Source organism: Bacillus sp. DX4.1 (assembly GCF_030348195.1).
In the GTDB taxonomy this organism is placed as follows: Bacteria; Bacillota; Bacilli; order Bacillales; family Bacillaceae_G; genus Bacillus_A.
Window position 1 is genome coordinate 3,302,925 of the sequence record NZ_JAUCFT010000008.1, and the last position, 19,024, is coordinate 3,321,948.

The 19,024-nt window shown below is 35.7% G+C and carries 19 protein-coding genes; 2 read left to right on the plus strand and 17 right to left on the minus strand.

What is annotated here, in order from left to right:
• Nucleotides 1–63: 63 nt before the first annotated feature.
• On the plus strand, nucleotides 64–708 hold the full coding sequence (locus QUF99_RS19755; RefSeq protein WP_289374712.1) for a formylglycine-generating enzyme family protein: 645 nt from the start codon (nucleotides 64–66) through the stop codon (nucleotides 706–708).
• Nucleotides 709–1,387: 679 nt separating this feature from the next.
• Here QUF99_RS19755 and modA read toward each other — a convergent pair.
• From modA to QUF99_RS19845, 17 genes are all read right to left on the minus strand, one after another.
• On the minus strand, nucleotides 1,388–1,858 hold the full coding sequence (modA, locus tag QUF99_RS19760) for a molybdate ABC transporter substrate-binding protein (RefSeq protein ID WP_289372207.1): 471 nt from the start codon (nucleotides 1,856–1,858) through the stop codon (nucleotides 1,388–1,390).
• Nucleotides 1,842–2,051: a hypothetical protein gene (locus QUF99_RS19765; protein WP_289372209.1), complete on the minus strand. Its 210-nt coding sequence runs from the start codon at nucleotides 2,049–2,051 to the stop codon at nucleotides 1,842–1,844. Before QUF99_RS19765 ends, modA begins: the two co-directional genes overlap by 17 nt.
• A gap of 28 nt (nucleotides 2,052–2,079) precedes the next feature.
• The gene (locus tag QUF99_RS19770) at nucleotides 2,080–2,256 is read right to left on the minus strand and encodes a hypothetical protein (protein WP_289372210.1); all 177 of its coding nucleotides are present in this window, start codon (nucleotides 2,254–2,256) and stop codon (nucleotides 2,080–2,082) included.
• A 158-nt stretch (nucleotides 2,257–2,414) separates the two neighbouring features.
• Nucleotides 2,415–2,957: a molybdopterin-guanine dinucleotide biosynthesis protein B gene (mobB, locus tag QUF99_RS19775; protein ID WP_289372211.1), complete on the minus strand. Its 543-nt coding sequence runs from the start codon at nucleotides 2,955–2,957 to the stop codon at nucleotides 2,415–2,417.
• A gap of 150 nt (nucleotides 2,958–3,107) precedes the next feature.
• Nucleotides 3,108–4,157, minus strand: a complete 1,050-nt coding sequence (locus QUF99_RS19780; protein WP_289372212.1) for a P-loop NTPase — start codon at nucleotides 4,155–4,157, stop codon at nucleotides 3,108–3,110.
• A gap of 188 nt (nucleotides 4,158–4,345) precedes the next feature.
• Nucleotides 4,346–4,834 carry a cyclic pyranopterin monophosphate synthase MoaC gene (moaC, locus tag QUF99_RS19785; RefSeq protein ID WP_289372214.1) on the minus strand — a complete coding sequence of 163 codons (489 nt, stop codon included), beginning with the start codon at nucleotides 4,832–4,834 and terminating at the stop codon, nucleotides 4,346–4,348.
• Between the two features lie 60 nt (nucleotides 4,835–4,894).
• Entirely contained in the window at nucleotides 4,895–5,131 is a 237-nt protein-coding gene (gene moaD, locus QUF99_RS19790) for a molybdopterin converting factor subunit 1 (protein ID WP_289372215.1), read from the minus strand.
• Nucleotides 5,132–5,135: 4 nt separating this feature from the next.
• Complete coding sequence (locus QUF99_RS19795) at nucleotides 5,136–5,600, minus strand: molybdenum cofactor biosynthesis protein MoaE (protein WP_289372217.1); 465 nt, start codon at nucleotides 5,598–5,600, stop codon at nucleotides 5,136–5,138.
• Nucleotides 5,581–6,897 carry a molybdopterin molybdotransferase MoeA gene (locus QUF99_RS19800; RefSeq protein ID WP_289372219.1) on the minus strand — a complete coding sequence of 439 codons (1,317 nt, stop codon included), beginning with the start codon at nucleotides 6,895–6,897 and terminating at the stop codon, nucleotides 5,581–5,583. Before QUF99_RS19800 ends, QUF99_RS19795 begins: the two co-directional genes overlap by 20 nt.
• An 18-nt stretch (nucleotides 6,898–6,915) precedes the next feature.
• A complete protein-coding gene (locus tag QUF99_RS19805) occupies nucleotides 6,916–7,932 on the minus strand; it encodes a molybdopterin-synthase adenylyltransferase MoeB (protein WP_289372221.1) in 1,017 nt (338 codons plus the stop codon).
• A 62-nt stretch (nucleotides 7,933–7,994) separates the two neighbouring features.
• Entirely contained in the window at nucleotides 7,995–8,789 is a 795-nt protein-coding gene (locus tag QUF99_RS19810) for a formate channel (protein ID WP_289372222.1), read from the minus strand.
• A gap of 251 nt (nucleotides 8,790–9,040) precedes the next feature.
• Nucleotides 9,041–10,057, minus strand: a complete 1,017-nt coding sequence (gene moaA / locus QUF99_RS19815; protein ID WP_289372224.1) for a GTP 3',8-cyclase MoaA — start codon at nucleotides 10,055–10,057, stop codon at nucleotides 9,041–9,043.
• Between the two features lie 66 nt (nucleotides 10,058–10,123).
• On the minus strand, nucleotides 10,124–10,921 hold the full coding sequence (gene fdhD / locus QUF99_RS19820) for a formate dehydrogenase accessory sulfurtransferase FdhD (protein WP_289372226.1): 798 nt from the start codon (nucleotides 10,919–10,921) through the stop codon (nucleotides 10,124–10,126).
• Between the two features lie 16 nt (nucleotides 10,922–10,937).
• Complete coding sequence (locus QUF99_RS19825) at nucleotides 10,938–11,282, minus strand: Na-translocating system protein MpsC family protein (RefSeq protein WP_289372229.1); 345 nt, start codon at nucleotides 11,280–11,282, stop codon at nucleotides 10,938–10,940.
• Between the two features lie 179 nt (nucleotides 11,283–11,461).
• Nucleotides 11,462–11,944: a helical membrane plugin domain-containing protein gene (locus tag QUF99_RS19830; protein WP_289372231.1), complete on the minus strand. Its 483-nt coding sequence runs from the start codon at nucleotides 11,942–11,944 to the stop codon at nucleotides 11,462–11,464.
• Nucleotides 11,945–11,959: 15 nt separating this feature from the next.
• On the minus strand, nucleotides 11,960–14,899 hold the full coding sequence (fdhF, locus tag QUF99_RS19835) for a formate dehydrogenase subunit alpha (protein WP_289372232.1): 2,940 nt from the start codon (nucleotides 14,897–14,899) through the stop codon (nucleotides 11,960–11,962).
• Between the two features lie 738 nt (nucleotides 14,900–15,637).
• On the minus strand, nucleotides 15,638–18,421 hold the full coding sequence (locus QUF99_RS19845; protein WP_289372234.1) for a dynamin family protein: 2,784 nt from the start codon (nucleotides 18,419–18,421) through the stop codon (nucleotides 15,638–15,640).
• Between the two features lie 223 nt (nucleotides 18,422–18,644).
• On the opposite strand from QUF99_RS19845, the gene QUF99_RS19850 reads away from it, so the two are divergent.
• A complete protein-coding gene (locus QUF99_RS19850; RefSeq protein WP_289374714.1) occupies nucleotides 18,645–18,869 on the plus strand; it encodes a DUF4097 family beta strand repeat-containing protein in 225 nt (74 codons plus the stop codon).
• Nucleotides 18,870–19,024 lie beyond the last annotated feature (155 nt).

Genomic DNA, 19,024 nt, shown 5'->3' on the forward strand with positions numbered 1-19,024 from the left:
AATTAAGATCGTTAGGAGGAAGATAGAGTGTCAAATGAAATAATGAGTTACATTGACTATCCAATGGTAAAAATTCCAGGGGGAGAAATAGAATTAAGAGACGATAGAATAAAAAGCAAATGGAAAGCTGAAATAAGACCGTTTCTTCTTGCACGGTATCCTGTAACTATGGGTCTATATTATGCTATTACAAATAAATCACCTATTTCTTTTGATGGAGATCTAAAACCGGTTGTGAATATTTCTTGGAATGATGCAATTACTTTTTGTAATCTACTTTCACAGAAAGCTGGACTGAAAGAGTGTTATTCTATAAGTAATGATGGTGAAAACATTATTTGTAATTGGGAATCTGACGGCTATCGACTTCCTTCAGAAGCAGAGTGGCAATATGCATGTAAAGCAGAGACTACTGGTTATAGATATGGAGAGCTTGATAAGATTGCCTGGTATAATGAAAATTCAGGAGGCAAAATCCATGAAGTAGGAAGAAAGGAACCGAATGCATGGGGTCTGTATGATATGTTAGGGAATGTTTGGGAGTGGTGTTGGGATTTATATGATGAACAAGTGTACGGATCCTACCGAATTTTTCGAGGAGGTAGCTGGGCTGAAGAGGCCAGGGGTTGTGGGGCTTCGTGTCGTCGTCGTAGCCATCCGTCATTTTGCATAGACGACCTTGGATTCCGTGTTGCCCAGTCTTTTTAACTCCTACAAAGAAGCCAACTTTCGGGGTTTTACAGCTCAACTAACGGAGTGCTAAAGTTAAATAAAACAAATATATTTACTTCCAATAACACTGATTATGTGAATGGAAAGTTTCTTCAGTTTTTCTGAGGGGACCTTTGAAGCTTTTGCAACACATTGGTTCTATGTTAACAAAAGTTACTTTTATGTACAGAAAACATCTTTTCAATCTACAACTATTTTTTAACACTCTATCCGAAAGAATTCTCCTTCCTCAAGCGTGTGCAGGGCGATAGCCCAACGCTAGGTGGGAGATGAATTTCGGTTTGGCACAACCAAAAGATTTTTGATAAACTAGACACATGAAGTTCTTTGATAACTTGATATATAAGGTTGCAGGAAGAAAACACAGTGCGAAAACCAAGCCGTTCGGTTCCTGCGTAAAATATCAACCGTAAAAAAGAACGTCCAAGCGTTGGACATCTAGGGGTGGAATAACCCGAAGTAACGCTCAGGGAGACGAAAGGTTGCTTTCGTCGTGGAACTGAGAAGCTCCCACTTCAAAATTCATTAGAATTTAAGTGGGGGTAGTTCACTGGGACAATTTTTTATTTGATCTAGATATTTTTTCACCAACGTAACTTTCTTACCACCTTATAACAAATAAATTAAGAATCTTTACAAACTAAAAAGAAGCGATTTATTTTATCGCTTCTTTTTTTGTTAAATCCCCAAAGTTTTTCACACTAGACTCTATATCCTTAGGAACAACTAACACAAGCTCATTTCCAAATAAATCAACACCATCTTCTTTAGAAATTAATCCATCCTTAACTAGTGAATCACATTTATCTTTTGTAGCTGAGAAAAATAAATCTACCGGCGCTCCCTGTGCAATTTGTTGTTGCAATGCTCCGGCAGCTCCAAAATTAAATTTTAACTTTATATTGGAATGATCTTTTTCAAACGTTTTTTGAAGTTCTACAAGAGCGTCTTGCAAGCCCGCAGCAGCAGATATAGTTAACTCTACTTTTTCTTTTTTCTCTCCAGTAATTTTTTTATTACTTGACTCACTGCTTGTATCTAAATTACCAGAACAGCCAACACCAATTGCAATTGCCGCTACCAAAAAGAACACTGTTATACGCAATCTCTTAAATCCCATTTTCATTTCTTTTCTCCCGCTCTTCTTTAGATGCTAGGTCGTACTTTTTTAAAAGGTGAAATAGTTCATTTAATATTTGCTGTGAATGATTGCTCTTTAGAAATTCATGTAAGTCTTTAACCAAAAATCCGGATACAAAGTATTGCTGAGTTTCAAGTTTATTGATTACATCTTCAAAAGAATGATCTATATTACACATTCTATCCCCCTCCTTATATCCCACTCTTTTACAAGTTCCGTTCTTTTACTATGTTGATATTTAATTTCCATCTAGCATGTTTGATTAGTTCTTTTGATGATGTGGAAATTATCCAATGTTGACGATCAATCTGTTTAACATTTACTTTTTGCGCGCGAATTCCTTTTCTTTTTAAGTCTTTAACTATAGCATCAATTGACTTCATAAAAATCACCTCTTAGATAGTTCATTATGCACATTCACTTGAATGAGATGTTAATATAAATGCAATTGTATCTCGATTTTTAACAACCTCATCATCTGTTACAAAATTTTTATTCACTACTGATAATTTCTTCAACAAATACTAGATTACAAAAAATCCTACACAGTTCTGTCCCTGCTCCTTTTCATTGCTTCTTTCATTAAAAAATCTATATACAAATCATCATCTTCCAGCTGAAAAACCTGATAATGCTTGAGTTCCTTACTATTCAATTTCACATGACTTATTACACACCTGACATTAACTAGTGAATTAAGCAATGAAAGATCGTCCTCATCTCTAATTAAAACAACTTTAGGATAAGACTTTTTCTTATATCCCTCTACGAAAATAATATCTACAGAAAAAAAATGATATAACTTAATCATTTCCTCGAGATCCCAATTATCAAACTTAGCACATAGCTGTAAGACACCATCTCCTTCCACACTAGAAATTACAGCACCGGCTTCATGATGACGTATACTGTCTTTTGAGCTTAATTCATTATCTGGGGGTCCTCCATGTCCATGATGTTTAATTGATGCCGCTTTTAATCCAGCTTTACTAGCTCTAAAAATTAATTTTTCTGAGAGCGTTGTTTTGCCGCTGTTTTGAAATCCTACAATCTGCAGGATAGGACAAATTTCCCCCACGCTCATTCACTCCTTATATTTCAATTTTCATTTTATCTTCATAAGAAATAATCGCCGATTCCATTCATAAGAGACGAAGAACTATTTTAGTTAACTGCAATATTTATATAAAAAGATTTATTTCTATTTTCATGCCAGCCTTTTTTTTCTAATATATTACCCTTTGTAGACAAAATCTTGAGCTAAAGATGTAAAGATCTCTCCAACAAGCGAATCTTCGTCATATACGGACGAGCCTTTATTTTCTTCACGTTTTGCAAAAGGTATTTGTGCTATCACTTCTGTCTGCAGTTGTTCTGCTAACATTTCGCCTCCGCCTTTGCCAAAGAGATAGTTTCTTGAGCCATCTTGTTCTTCATAATATGCCATATTTTCAACGATACCTAAAATATCGTGTTTTGTATGCTTTGCCATTACCCCTACTCTAGACGCGACAAATGAAGCTACATTATGAGGCGTGGTAACGATAATTTCCTTCGCTTGTGGAATCATCGCAGCGACATCAATCGCAACATCTCCTGTTCCAGGTGGTAAATCAAGAAGAAGATAATCTAATTCTCCCCAGTGAGTGTTAACGAGAAAATTTTGAATCCATTTGTTTAACATTGGTCCTCGCCACATAACTGGGTTATTACCTTCTGTAAAAAATCCCATTGACATAATTTTAACACCGTGACTAACGACCGGAATTGCTGTCTGATCAATCATTGTTGGCTTTTGATTCGTTTCCATCATAGCAGGGATACTAAATCCATATATATCTGCATCTAAAATCCCAACTTTTTTCCCCATACGAGCTAAAGCAGTAGCAAGGTTAATCGTCACAGTTGATTTTCCGACTCCTCCTTTTCCGCTTGTCACAGTAATAAAACGTACACCTGAATCAGGTCGGAGCATACTAGGCATACCGGTTTCTGTTCTAGCATTTTTCTTTAAAGTTTCTGTTAATGCCGCTCGTTCTTCCGGTGTCATAGAACCGAATGTTAAAGATACATTAGAAGCTCCAATGTTTCGGAGAGAGTCTTCAATATCTTGTTGAATTTTCGCCTTTAACGGACAACCTTGAATAGTTAAAATGACTCCAAGTTGAACCTGTGTACCATCAATTTGAATATTTCTTACCATGTTTAATTCCACAATACTTTTGTGCAACTCTGGATCTTCTACATGGCTTAAAGCGTTCATAATTTTTTCATGAGTAATCATAAAACTCATTCCTTTCCGTCTTCTTAATTTGTATACAAAAAACACCATGTGTAATGAAACCTAATACAATAGGCTTCATTACTCATAGTGGAATAGATTACTAGCAATACTTACTAATATACCAATCCAACCATTTATAACATACGTAAAACGATAACAATCCATTATTACCATTCCATCCATTCTCATCATTTCAACTTATGAAAAAAATCTCCGCTTTTACCACCCGTTTTTTGAACCAAATATGTTTCTTTAATGACCATTGTTTTATCAACAGCTTTACACATATCATAAAAAGTAAGGGCGGCGATTGATACGGCAGTTAACGCCTCCATTTCTACCCCTGTTTTACCACTACATTTTACTGTAGCTCGTATAATTAAATCATATCCATCTAGTCTCTTTTCATAATTGAACGTAAAGTCTGTTCCTTGTATTAATATAGGGTGACACATAGGGATTACATCTGCTGTTTTTTTAGCACCGATAATTCCAGCTACTTGTGCTACTTGAAGTGGATCACCTTTTTTCAGCCCTCCACTTTGAATCGCTTGAAATAATTCATTAGATAAAGAAATTGTACTTTGTGCAACAGCTGTACGTGTTGAAATATCCTTTTGAGAGATATCAACCATTTTGGCTCTTCCCTCTTCGTTCCAGTGCGAGAAATCACTCATAATTATCCTCCTTAATGTGTGAAAGGTGCTGTATTCAAGGTGAAAATAGAATAGAAAGAATTATCCTCCGCTTACAGGTGGGATAAACGCAACGGTATCTCCGACTTTTACAATATCTTCGTCGATTGCGAATTCTTCGTTAATAGCTACCATAACTTTATCCAACGATTGTAAATGGTAATTATCTTTCAGCCATTCTTTTAATTGATGAACATTAATCCCTTGTCTTTCTATTATTACTAATTGATCTGAGCCGACTTCTTCTCGCAAATTTGCGAACAGTAAAATTGTAATCATCTTCTCATTCTTCCTTCTTTGGTTTTCCTTCTGAATACGGAGTATTTTCAAGCTGATCTCCAATCCACATCGTTCCATCTTCCCAAAATTCTTTTTTCCAAATTGGAACGATTTGCTTTATGCGTTCAATTGCGTATTCATTCGCTTCATAAGCTACTTTACGATGCGGTGACGATACTGCAATTACAACTGCAATATCCATTATTTCTAGTCGTCCCACTCGGTGTGTGATTGCTATTTTTGCATCCGGCCATTTTTTCTTAATTTCTTCTCCAATTTGAGTAAGCATTTTTACTGCCATCGGTTTATATGCTTCATACTCTAAATGCAAAGTTCTTTTTCCTTTTGTTAATTCTCTTACTGTTCCAATAAAGGTTGTAATCGCACCTGCTTCTCTTCTTGCTACCTTATTCGTTACTTCTTCGACTAAAATCGGAGTATCTACGATTTCAAATAGTACTTGTCCCATCAGAACCCCTCACTTTATAAGATGGAATAATATCGCTCCAAGGCCATTCACTACCTTCGTTATCTTCTAATAAGAGAACATCTACAAACATCTCTTTTTTATATCCTCTCGTACCGCCTGGTAGTACGATAAAAGCGTTTGATTCTGCTAATGAAGAAACTGAACTAGATTTATCAAATCCTGATGGATAGACGATTAGTTGTCCTTCGTTATATTTAAGCTTCGCTCGTACAAATCTTGTAAATGGATTAGGTTTTAGAAAATCTTCTCCTAATAATGCTTTTTCTCGCTTTAAATGTGCTTTTTCACTAAACATATAAGTACGAATGCTAGGTTTTACGAATAATTCAAAGCCTACGTAACAAGCAGAAGGATTACCTGATAATCCAAATAAGAGTTTTTTATTTAATTGTGCTACAGTCGTGACGCTGCCCGGCCGCATTGCAACTTTGTTGAAAAGAACCGATGCCCCTAATTTTTTGTATATAGCTGGCAAATAATCGTAATCTCCTACTGAAACACCACCGGTTGTAATTAACATATCAACTTGGGTTAACGCTTCTTTTACAACTGTAAAGCACGTATTCAAATCGTCACTAAACTTCCCAAAGTACTTTACTCTTCCACCCGCTCTTCGAATTTGGGACAATATCATATACGTATTACTATTCCGAATTTTCCCGGGTTGTAGTGATTCATTGACATCAAGAAGCTCACTCCCAGTCGCTAACACTCCAATTACAGGCTTTTTGACAACTGGCACTTCGCTGTAACCAAATGTAGCAAGGAGAGCTGAAATACCCGGATTAATGTAACAACCTCTCTTCGCAAGAATCTTCCCTTTACGTGCATCTTCACCTTGAAAGGAAATATTGTCCCCTTTTTTGAATAAGCGTTTCACTTCCATATAGGTTTTGCCGACATCTTCATATTGATGAGTCAGTTCTAGCATTACAACTGCGTTACATCCTTTCGGAATTTGCGCCCCCGTCATGATTCGAACTGCTTGAAATGGACCTACCTCTTGAGGAAATATGGAGCCTGCCCCAATTTCGCCAATTACTTCAAATAAAGTTGGATTCTCATAACTTGCCGAGGCAGTATCTTCTGCCCTAATAGCAAACCCATCATATGGTGAGCGATCGAAGGAAGGAACATCGTGATCAGCTACTAAATCCTCTGCTAATGTACGTCCGTAAGCTAATTCAAGTGGCAGTAGTTCTTTTAAACCACGATTGGCAAATTCCATTACTTTACGGACGGCCTCTTCAACTGCAATCGGCACTCTTCTTTCCATCATTACCAACCCTTTCTATTATCCTAATAAACGATAGTATATCTGTTTCGCTTTTTGAACTTCATTTGTCCCGTGAATAAATACACGACCATCTTGAAAAATGACCATGCGATAATCATCTAGTTGGCAAGATAGCAAATACGGGTTTCGATCTACTTTCCCGTGTTTTTTTAGCATTTTTTCTAAATCGTCAAAGTTGTACTGACTATTATGCGCCGTTCTAATTTGAACTGTATTTCTTCCGCATAAAACAACTGTCTTCGTTTGATTTTCATAAGATAAATAAGGATAAGTTCTATGTGTTCCGCACGAAGGACAATTGTCCGTTTTTATTTTTCCTAGTTTGATAGAATGATGATGATTACTCCATATATCAAACATTAAAAAAGTTTTTCTAATTGCTGAGAAATCTTCCACTAAAATTTTGAACGCTTCTGCCACTTGATATGCTGCGACCATTTGGACAGCTGGGCTAATAATTCCAACTGTGTCACACGTTGCTCCTGTAACGGGAACACTTTTAAGTACACAATGTAAACACGGTGTTTTCTTTGGAATAATGGTATAGCTCATACCATATCCCCCGACACAAGAACCGTAAATCCAAGGAATATCATATTTTTGTGATAGATCATTGATCACAAATCGAATATCAAAATTATCTGCTGCATCAATAATTACATCGACATCGTCTAATAAAGCTTCCATATTTTCTACTCTGGCATCCATCACGAGAGCATGAATCTGTACTTCTGAATTGATTTGTTTTAAACGCTTCTGTGCTGCAATTGCTTTTGGTAATTTTTCTATCGCATCTTGTTCAGCGTAAAGTTGTTGCCGCTGTAAATTACTCCATTCTACATAATCACGATCAATAACCGTTAACTTTCCGATACCTGCACGTACAAACGCTTCTGCACTCGCACTTCCTAATGCACCTGCTCCCACAATCAACACATGCTTATTTCTAATCTTCTCTTGTCCTTTACTCCCAATAGGAGTGAACAACTGTTGACGTGAATACCGCTCTATCATTAGATAGCCTTCCTTTCATATAAATAATCATCGATTAATTAAAAAATCTGCTTCATATTCGGTTATTTTTTTAAAAAATCTTTCTCTAAAGCACCTTGTTTCTGATAACAAGAAAAATAAGCAAATCCAACAAATCCAGCTCCACCAATTACATTTCCGATAAAAACAGGAACAAAGTTCTTAGCAAGATCCATCCACGTAAGGTGACCAGCAAAAATAACTGCTGAAATTACAAACATATTTGCTACTACTTGCTGAAATCCAATTACTACAAATGCCATAATAGGAATCCAAATTCCAACAATCTTCCCAACCAAATCGTTCGTTCCATAAGCTAACCAAATTGCAAGGCAAACGAGCCAGTTACAACCGATTGCTAAAATTAAAGTTCTCCCAAACGATTCATGTAATTTCTCTTGGGCTATCGCTATTGTTTTATTTAAATATGCCCCCTCCGTCAACCCGCCAAGGTGACCGAAACAATAAGCTACGAAAAGTGCACCAACAAAGTTAGTTAAAGTGATCCAAACCCAATTATTTAACACATTTTTCAATGAAATTTTCCGTGCATACAATGCCATGGACAGCGACATCATGTTTCCCGTAATTAATTCTCCTCCTGCTAAGACAACAAGCATAAGCCCTATAGGAAAAACCGCTCCTCCTAAAAAATTCACTAAACTTCCCCATTGCTGAGGTACATTACCTAGAACGCGAATATTAAGCAAAAATCCTAACGAAATGAATGCTCCTCCTAAAAAGCCGAGAATAAGCATAGCGGATAGCGATTGCCTTACCTTTTGAACACCGGCTTCAATCACAAGCTCAGCGATTTTTTCCGGTTTATGAAATGCCATAACCAATTCCTCCATTTTTTCAATTAAAAAAGCAGCTTCAAAAAACCCTTAACATAGTAAGGTTTTTTGAATGCTGCTTAATCTCCCTGCATTTCTCTTACAGGGATATCAATCATCACTTTTACTATAAAATAGAAAATCTGCAAAACTTGCAAACTTTCCACTTCGCGCTATTTGCTGTAACAAAAAGAAGCTACGAACAGCCTTCTTTCATAATGTTTTGAATGTTACCCTAACATATCCTTTATTTCTCAACCACCAATATGCGACATTTCAATTTTTGGCAATGTTTTTTTATTTGTATTGCTAAGCCGTTCATCTGAATAGCGATCTGAACGATTATTCCAAATATCACAAATAGCATCGGTAATCTCCTCATCGGTATAGCCAGAACGAAGTAATTCTCTAAAATCATTTCCTTTAGAAGCAAACAAACAAGTATATAATTTTCCTTCTGCGGAAATACGAGCTCTTGTACATGATGAACAAAAAGAATCTGTTACAGATGAAATAATTCCTATTTCCTCATCACTACCAATATAACGATAGCGAGTAGCAACTTCACCAGGATAGTTTGCTTCAATTCGTTCCAGCGGCATAACTTTATTAATCATCTCTAATATCTCTTGTTTAGAGACTACCTCTCCTAATTCCCAGCCGTTAAAATTCCCAACATCCATATATTCAATAAACCGAAGAATATGCTTATTCTCTTTAAAGTATTGCGCCATCTGAACGATGTCCTGTTCATTTTTTCCTTTTTGAACAACCATGTTCATTTTAATTTTCATCCCGACTTCCGCTGCAGCCTGTATTCCTCCAAGAACCGTTTTCACTTTACTTCTATTCCCATTTAAATAAGCAAAACGCTCTTCGTCCAAAGAATCCAAACTAACTGTCACACGTGATAAACCCGCCTTATATAAATCAGGAGCAAATTTCTTAAGTAAAGATCCATTTGTAGTCAAACCGATATCCTCTACTCCATCAATTTTGTTAAGTCGCTGGATTAGTTCAGGAAGATTTTTCCGAAGTAAAGGCTCTCCCCCAGTAATACGCAACTTTCTTACACCTAAAGAAACAAAAATACGTGTCACCCTTTCAATTTCATCAAAAGATAAAATTTTATCATTAGACAAAAAAGAATAATCTGGACCAAATATTTCCTCCGGCATACAATATCGACAGCGAAAATTACAGCGATCGGTAACAGAAATACGTAAATCCTTTAAAGGACGGTGCAATTTGTCTAATGTGACAGATTTCATGTTTATTGCCTCGCTTTTACATATTTTATAATTCCGTACAAGTTTTATTCTCTAGCCAGTTTGCATTTATTTCATATTTACAACCCGCTCTGGATGAGTATATACATTTAAAGATTGATTACGAATAAAACCTATTGTAGTAATTCCTAACTGTTCTGCTAGCTCTAGTGCTAACTCAGTTGGAGCGGATTTTGACAATATTACTTCACAACCAATTTTTGCAACTTTTAACAAGATTTCAGAAGATATACGGCCACTAAAAACAATAATTTTATCACCAATAGAAATATTATTTTTTAAACAATAGCCGTAAATTTTATCTAAAGCATTATGTCTTCCTATATCCATTCGGCTTAAAACAATCCCATTCATATCGCATAAAGCTGCATTATGAACCCCGCCTGTATGCTGAAAAGTAGCCGCAGATTGCTGCATATCATTCATTAATCGAAAACAATCCTGAGCAGAGATCTTTACGCGAATATCATTCATCTTCTTCGCAGTCAGCGCATCGTTTGCGAAAACAAATCCTTGTCTACTCATTCCACAGCATGAAGTAATATAACGCTTATTTTGGATGTCACAATAATAAGGATTGATTTTTGTCGTTTTTACATGTACATAACCTTCTTTATCCTGTACCCATATTTCATCAATGTCTTCATACTTTCGGATAATACCTTCAGATGCTAAAAAGCCTATTACCATATCTTCAATATACTCTGGAGTACTAACCATTGTAACAAGTTCCTGTCCGTTAATTTTAATCGTAACTGGAAACTCTGTTACAATGCTGTCCTCTATATGCTTAATTTGACCATTCTCATACCGGAAAATTTCCCGTTCCACCTGTATCGATTTCACGATCAATATCCTTCTCTCACGTTATATTTTTATCAAAGACAAATACTGAAACTGCAATATCTTCGTCTACTTTCATATCCGAAAACAGATGAACTAATTTGGCCCCAACAAGGTCCTCCAAATGTTCACGAGAATTAACAGCATAAACTTCCTGAATCATTTTCGTTCTAGCCATATGAACCATTTCCGCGCCATCCAAAGTTCCCGAAATGAATTTCTCAGTAGGTGTCAAATTCCCATAAAGTGTGGCAATAGCCATATTTTCAGCAAATACAGTATGAATTCGTTCCGGCCCTTTTCCGAACAAATCTTTTCGAAGCTTTCGTATCATATCATTAAATTCATGTACCATTTTTGACATACTTGCATTCCTCTCCGGTTCATTAATAATACTTTTCAAATACTACTTCATCATAAATATTTTAACAAAATGACCTTTTCCTCTGAATTATTCATTCAAATAATTAGACGAAAAGGCTCATTTTTTAGAATTATTTCAAACATACATAAAACCTATGAAATAATATTATTGTTGCTTACCTATTCGTCTTTTAACCCCTTACCTATACCTTTTAAGAAATGAAGACCGAATCCGATAGCACGGTTAATATCTGGATCCTTAAGCACTTTCATAAGGTCCAGTATTCCTACTTTTTTATTACTTTGCAGATGCTTGCTTCCTTCATCCATACCTGTCAATACACTACTTACAAGTTTTTTAGTAAGTTCCGGATCAAGTTCTGTTAAAGCTCCTGCGGCGCCCATCATATTATTAATCAAATTCGTGACTGGTTCACGAGTGACTTGTCCTAGAACAATTTTTGTGATTGGTTCTTTCGCTTTAAGCATAGAACTTGCAGCTTCCAGCATCCCAATGTCATTCAGTTCACCTACAATATTAAACATTTGATTTAAAGCTTCTTCATTATCAGCTAGAAGTGCTTTTAAATCTTCTAACTTTTGTTGTCGTTGTTCTTCCTCAGTTGGCTCATCCTTTTGGATAGCTTTAATAGGTGCTGCCATATTCTTTTCTCCTCCCTAGTTATCCGTTAAGTGTACGTATCCTGGACGAGCCCACTTACGATTTACCTCAATCCCATTTTGAGGGTGACGCTTTTTATTACGAGGATTCGCTTTTGGCATCGGATTTTCACCTTCTACTTGTAACACTTCCATACGAACTTTCGTTTGTTTATATGCAGGCGTATTCGTACGTTGATCGACCGCAGGGCCCGTTAGGAAATTAATCGCCGATTCTTTATCAGTCGAGTTCATCGGTAAATAAAGCTCATTTGCTTTTACACGATCCGTTACAAGTGCACGTAATTTAAGTGCTCCAAAAGGAGAAACAAGACGTACTAACGAACCCGTTTTAATTCCACGTTCTTGTGCAAGTTCTGGAGAAACTTCAACGAAAACACCAGGCACTTTAGCTTGAATACCATTTGATTTATTTGTCATGTTACCTTCATGGAAATGTTCAAGCATACGACCATTATTAATATGAAGATCGTATTCCGCTGGGAATTCAGCAGGACGTACCCAGTCAGCTATCGCGAAACGAGCTTTTTTGTCTGGGAAGTTAAATCCATCTTGGAAAAGAAGCGGTGTATTCGTTCCTTCAAAGCTTCCCCAATGGAAACTGTTCCAGCCTTCAAGCACTTCATAGTTTGCTTTTGCGAAAAGTGGCGATAAACTTGCCATTTCAGCAAAGATTTCACTTGGATGGCTATAGTTCCAGTTTGCGCCTAATTTATTTGCAATCGCTTGTACGATCCACCAGTCTGGTTTCGCATCTTCCAGCGTAGGAAGTACTTGATATAGTCTTTGTACACGACGCTCTGTATTTGTAAAAGTACCTTCTTTTTCAAGAGATGGTGCTGCTGGTAATACTACATCGGCGTATTGAGCAGTTTTAGAAAGGAAAACATCTTGAACGACAAAGAAATCAAGGCTTGATAGAACTTCATGTACATGATTTGCGTTAGAGTCTACAAGGGCCATATCCTCGCCAACAAGATACATAGCTTTCATTTTCCCTTCTTCAATTGCGTGAAGCATTTGAATGTTGTTGAGACCTGGTTTGTTATCAATTTTTACCCCATAAGCTATTTCAAATTTTGCACGTTCTACATCGTCGGTAACGTGCTGATACCCTGGAAGCCATCCTGGGAGAGTTCCCATATCACAAGCACCTTGTACGTTGTTATGACCTCGAAGCGGATACGCACCAGCACCTGGACGACGATAATTTCCTGTTGCAAGAAGTAAGTTTGAAATCGCAGCCGAAGTATCTGAACCACCCGTATTTTGAGTTACACCCATTCCCCAAAGAATACAAGTACCATCTGCATCACGAATCATTTCTGCCATTTGAACGAGAGTTTCTTTTGAAATGCCTGTAATCTTCTCTGCATATTCAAGTGTATATTCTGCCAGACTATCTTTGAAATCTTCAAAGAAGTTTACATTCTCGTCGATGAACTGTTGATCATGCCAGCCTTGATCAATCATATATTTGGTAACAGCCATTAACCATACTTGGTCTGTTCCTTGCTTTGGACTAATAAAGATATTTGAACGCTCTGCCATTTCGGTTTTACGAAGATCTGCAACAATTAGTTTTTGACCGTGAAGTTTATGCGCACGTTTCACACGAGTAGCTAACACCGGATGGCCTTCTGTTGGATTTGAGCCCACGATAATAACAAGGCCTGCTTGTGCAATATCTTTAATTGTTCCTGCATCTCCGCCCATACCAATTGTACGGAACAATCCATCTGTTGCTGGTGATTGACAATAACGAGAGCAGTTATCAACGTTGTTCGTTTCGAACACTTGTCGAGCTAATTTTTGAATGACATAATTGTCTTCATTCGTAATTTTAGAAGAAGAGATAAAACCTACAGAACCTTTACCATATTGTTGTTTAATGGAGCCTAATTTATTTGAAACTAAATCCAGCGCTTCTTCCCAAGTTGATTCAACAAATGTTCCATTTTTACGAATTAAAGGCTTAGTGAGGCGTTCTTCAGAATTTACGAAATCCCAACCAAATTTTCCTTTTACGCAAGTAGAAATTGCGTTAACCGGCGCCTCAGAAGTTGGTTGTACTTTAAGAATTTTACGTCCTTTCGTCCACACTTCAAATGAGCACCCTACACCACAGAACGTACATACCGTTTTCGTCTTCTTCGTACGAGTTTCGCGCATCGCAGCTTCTACTTCTGACACAGCGAAAATACCGCTGTATCCGGGTTCAACTTCTTTTATAAGATCAACCATAGGCTCAAGAATGTCCGGCTTCAGCCCAGTCATAAATCCAGCTTCACCAAGCATAGATTTCTCCATTAAAGCATTACAAGGACAAATAGTTACACATTGACCGCAGCTTACACATGAAGAATCGTTAATAGCCGCTCCGTCGTCCCAAATAACACGAGGACGCTCTGCCTCCCAATCAATAGATAACGTTTCATTTACTTGCAAGTTTTGACAAACCTCTACACATTGACCGCACGCGATACACTGATTAGGGTCATAGCGATAAAATGGATGAGACATGTCAACCTCACTCACATCTACTTTTGGCTTGTAAGGATATTTTTGATGCTCAATTTCCATTAATTCTGCCGTATTATGCAATTTACAGTTCCCATTATTGTTGTCACAGACCGTACAGTAAAGTAAATGGTTTTCCAATAAGCGGTCCATCGCCTCCGTTTGTGCTGCCTTGGCACTAATAGAGGACAACTCAATATTCATACCGTTCGTCACTACCGTTGAGCAGGATCGCACAAGTTTTCCATCAACTTCTACAATACAAGTATCACATGTTTGAATAGGATCCACTTCAGGCACATAACAGATTTGTGGATGTTCAATCCCGTTCTGATTAATGATGCCCAAGATAGTTGAACCCGGCTTAGCACTATATTCTTTGCCGTCGATTGTAATATGAACCATGCTGTCGTTCATGGTCTTTCCCCCTTTTTGAGAATAAAAAAACTCCACCACGAAAATATACGCACCGAATTAATAGGTACGCTATCATCATGGTGGAGTAGTTCATTAGCACATCTTGCTAAAATACCAATCCATTTATTCATAAATAAAATGATAGATTCATAACAGGTCATATCACGATTCCATCTTTAACACTATAATTATATCGTTTAATCCAAAAATACACAATATAAAAATTATAAAAAAGGGCACAGCACTTATGAAGTGACCTTTTTGGATATATTTGCTTAATCACGCAGCCATGCATTGACAAGCATAATTGCACCGCATGCTGTTGAGCCTTTGGTTAATTAACTTTGCAGCCTCCATCCGTTTCAACATAGAAGTTCATGCTGTTTCTCAACAGTTAAGTGTTTGTGTCCGTATAATTATACTAACCCCAGATTAATTAAAGTAATTTAATACTTATTAAACATAAAGATTGAAACAACTAAAAAAGCATGACATTTCTCTGTCATGCTTTTATTATTTTTTACAGCAAAATTAGATTAATCTAAGTCCCTATCATTATCTTCGTTATTTGTTTGAAACGCTTCCCAACATCGATTTAAACAATAAAGAGGAAATTGATAAAGTCTTGCCGTGGTCAATGGATTTACCATCTAGTTGCAGAGTACCGAAAAAAAGTGAAGCAAACAAAAAATAACTCCAAAATCAACTTTTATTGTATATTTTGGAGTTACTTTACGTTTACTCTATGTTTGTTTCTAAAGTTAAATCTGTATAGGAATTATCCTCACCTATATTTAAGATTACTTCACATTGACGTAATCTCAATTCAAAGAGCGTTATAGAATCATGATAAACTTCAGGATTTGATTTCATTTTATGCAGTGTATCTTGTTTTTCTTGTATTTCTAAATGAGTGTTTTCTACAGCTTGTTCCAACGCGCCAAATGGATTTCTAAAGAACATATTAATATCCCGCTCTTGTGCGTGTTCAAATAGCTCAAATTGCAAGAAAAATTTGTTCATAATAGAAGCCGTTACATCGGTATAATCTTCATTTTCTAAATACTGTTTGTATTTGTTATATAGCATAGCTTTATTTTTAGGAAGAACTCCAAATAATTTACCGGCACTTTTCAGTAAAAATTGTGCTGGTGTAAATCGGCGTAAGATATTTACTTCTTCCATTTGTATTCTAGTTGTCATTCTATCAGTATCTCTACGCCAGTCATCAAGCACTTTAAAGTCACATTCTAACTGTATTCGATTTTCTCCACATAAAGAATTAAGTCCTTCACTGATTTCTTCTAAGTACGATTGACTTTGAAGGAACTCGTTATTAGAAGTTGCAATCCAATTTTGCATAGAGCGAGCAAGATTAGGTAACACAGTTTGTTCTAGATATTTTTGAACTCTTTCGTTCATCGCTGTATTTAGTTCAATATCAATGTGCCCAAAATCGCTTTCTTCACTAATTAAATCAGAACAACTCTGCAATAGTTTCGGAATATGTTCTGTAAGATCATTAGTAATTTCGTTTTTCATTGTACGATATGATTCTGTAATTAAATGAATTTTTTCCTTCTCAAAAGCAGTAAGGTTATTAATAAAACCATTTAGTTTAACTAACATATCTTCATCCCAATTAATAGAATCCACTAGGTTATTTTCCATCTCGACGCGTTTATCCAAAAGATATGTAATTGTTTTTCGAATGAAAAACAATAGCTTTTCAGTACGTTCTGCATCGATATTTTTATGGTTAAAGTTAAAATGAATAAACTCAGTTAAATCGTTTAGTTGTTGACTATTTGTATATAACGAAGAGTAAGGGAAAATTCTCGCTTGCGGGAAATATGCGTTTATTCTCGCTTGCGTATCATGTATAACTCTTTTTGCTTCTGCTTCACTGTAAATGTTATCGATTTTATTTAATAAGAAATGAATTTGTAGATTTGGTGTATGTTCTTGAATACTTAATAGAATGTCACGTTCTTTGTCAGTAAAAGGTGAATCCGCATTCAATACGAATAATAATTCGTCTACAGAATTTAAATATTCGAATGTTCCATCTCTAGTGTCGTTGTTCCTATTAAAGCTAGGTGTAACAACGAATGTAAGTTTATTTTTACTTAAAAATCTGCATGGTAATTTAAATTCAACACATGCTCTATCTCTATATGTTTGGCGGTGTAGAGACATCATGTTATGGTAATCAGAGAAATTCTCAGTTGTTGTAATTGCTGAATCTGTTATAGCGTTAATTTCTGTATGAGCGTCATTTTTAAAGACAACTACATTTGAGATTGAGTTTTCTAATATATTTTCTCCTAGTATAGAGTTAATAAATGAAGCTTTTCCGTTTCCTGAAGTTCCAGTTACTAAAAGGCGATTTGTTCTTAAATCTGCAAGCTCGCCAACTAACCATCTAAATCGATGGCCCATTTCTAAATCATGTTTTTGTGCCCACTGTGTAATAGATTCAAAAAGATGTAAACTATACTCTAAGCCATTCACATGATTAACAGAATATGACAGTAGGTTTTCCGCATGTTTTATATTTGCTGAATCTATTTTGGAAGGGGAAATCTCATCCCATGCCAATACTGCTGCAGATGGAAATACAGAATGAGACGGATTGGCTACCTTCAACCAATTTGTTAAAAGATTTGGAATGATATCGTGTAATTGTCTTAGCATATATTGACCTTGAATTAATTCAAAGTACGTTTCTTCATAAAGAGAAGAAATTTTGTCCCATATATCGGACGAATGTATTTCGATATGTAAGAAAAACTCATTTATTGTTTTAAGCCATAATAAGTAATTTTGTTCATTTTTATAGCTGTGCCAAAGTGATGAAACAATTTGCGTAAATTGTACTTGATCTACATTATTTAATGTAACTAATACTTTATAAAAATAGTCTGGTGAAATATTTTTAGTAAATCCTTTATCGATATATTCTTTTAGAACCTCAAACCATGGAAAAGATTCTGTTCGAATTAACTCATTCACAGCAAGCTCTACTGCACTGTCAAAATCTTGCTGTTCTTCATAAAAGGAACGTGCAATTGTTGTGACGTTTGGATAATCGGGATTTAAAGAAACCGCTTCTTTAATAACAGCGAAAGCTGAATCAAGATTATTTTGCTCGATGTAAAGAGACAGTAATTGCAGTACAATTTCGGTCATAAGTATTTTGTTATCAGTAGTAATGGAGGTATAAACATTTTCAGCAACTGATAATTGGTTAAGTTCAAAGTAAGCATCCGCAATATTTTTTTGTGCCCATGGTGCCAATTCATTACTGACTTTCTCCCATTTAAAAATAGCTGATTCAAAATCTTGATGGTGATAATAAAATTCACCTTGTGCAAAACGAATATAAGATCCATCGGAAATCTCATTTTTTTGTTCGTTAAAATAAGCTTCTCCAAGTACTTGAAGAGGTGGATGTGTTTCATTCTCCATTAGGAATGTTTCATAATATATCTTTTTTATTAATTGTTTTTCTAATCTCATTTTTTCCCCCACTATATCTTGAAGAATACATTTTTCTCCATGTGTCAACACTTTTTTTGTATTTATGCTTTTTATTTTAACAAAGAATTTCTTTTGAAAAATTTCATTTTCCTTTCATTTTTTAAGTAAGATTGAATTTTAATGAGAAAAGTTTCAGTTTTTTTTCAATTTCCTTTCAGTTGTGAAACAGCATTAGATGTTCCTAATAACTTAATGCGAATATATTACGTTACAGGGAGTAGAAGGGAAGTTTGATATTCAAAATGATATGGGAGAGGTAAATGTATCCACGATTTCAGAGTTAAGAGGGAAAAGTCAAATAAAAACCGAATCATCTAATATAAATATAGGCTTTAAGAAAGAGCCGAGAAATTTAGGTGTTGATTTGTCAACACGTGCGGGGCAAATCAACAATGATTTTTCACTTTCTTACAAACTAGTATTTTGATTCATTTCTGTATTTACAATTATATAAATTAACTTACAGTCATATTCAAAAAATGGTATTACGCTCACGACTAAACATCGTTGGTCTAATTAGATTTCCCTATTCTTATTTTTCTAATTTAGTAATATAAAGATTTAGACTGATGACTAAGTTTC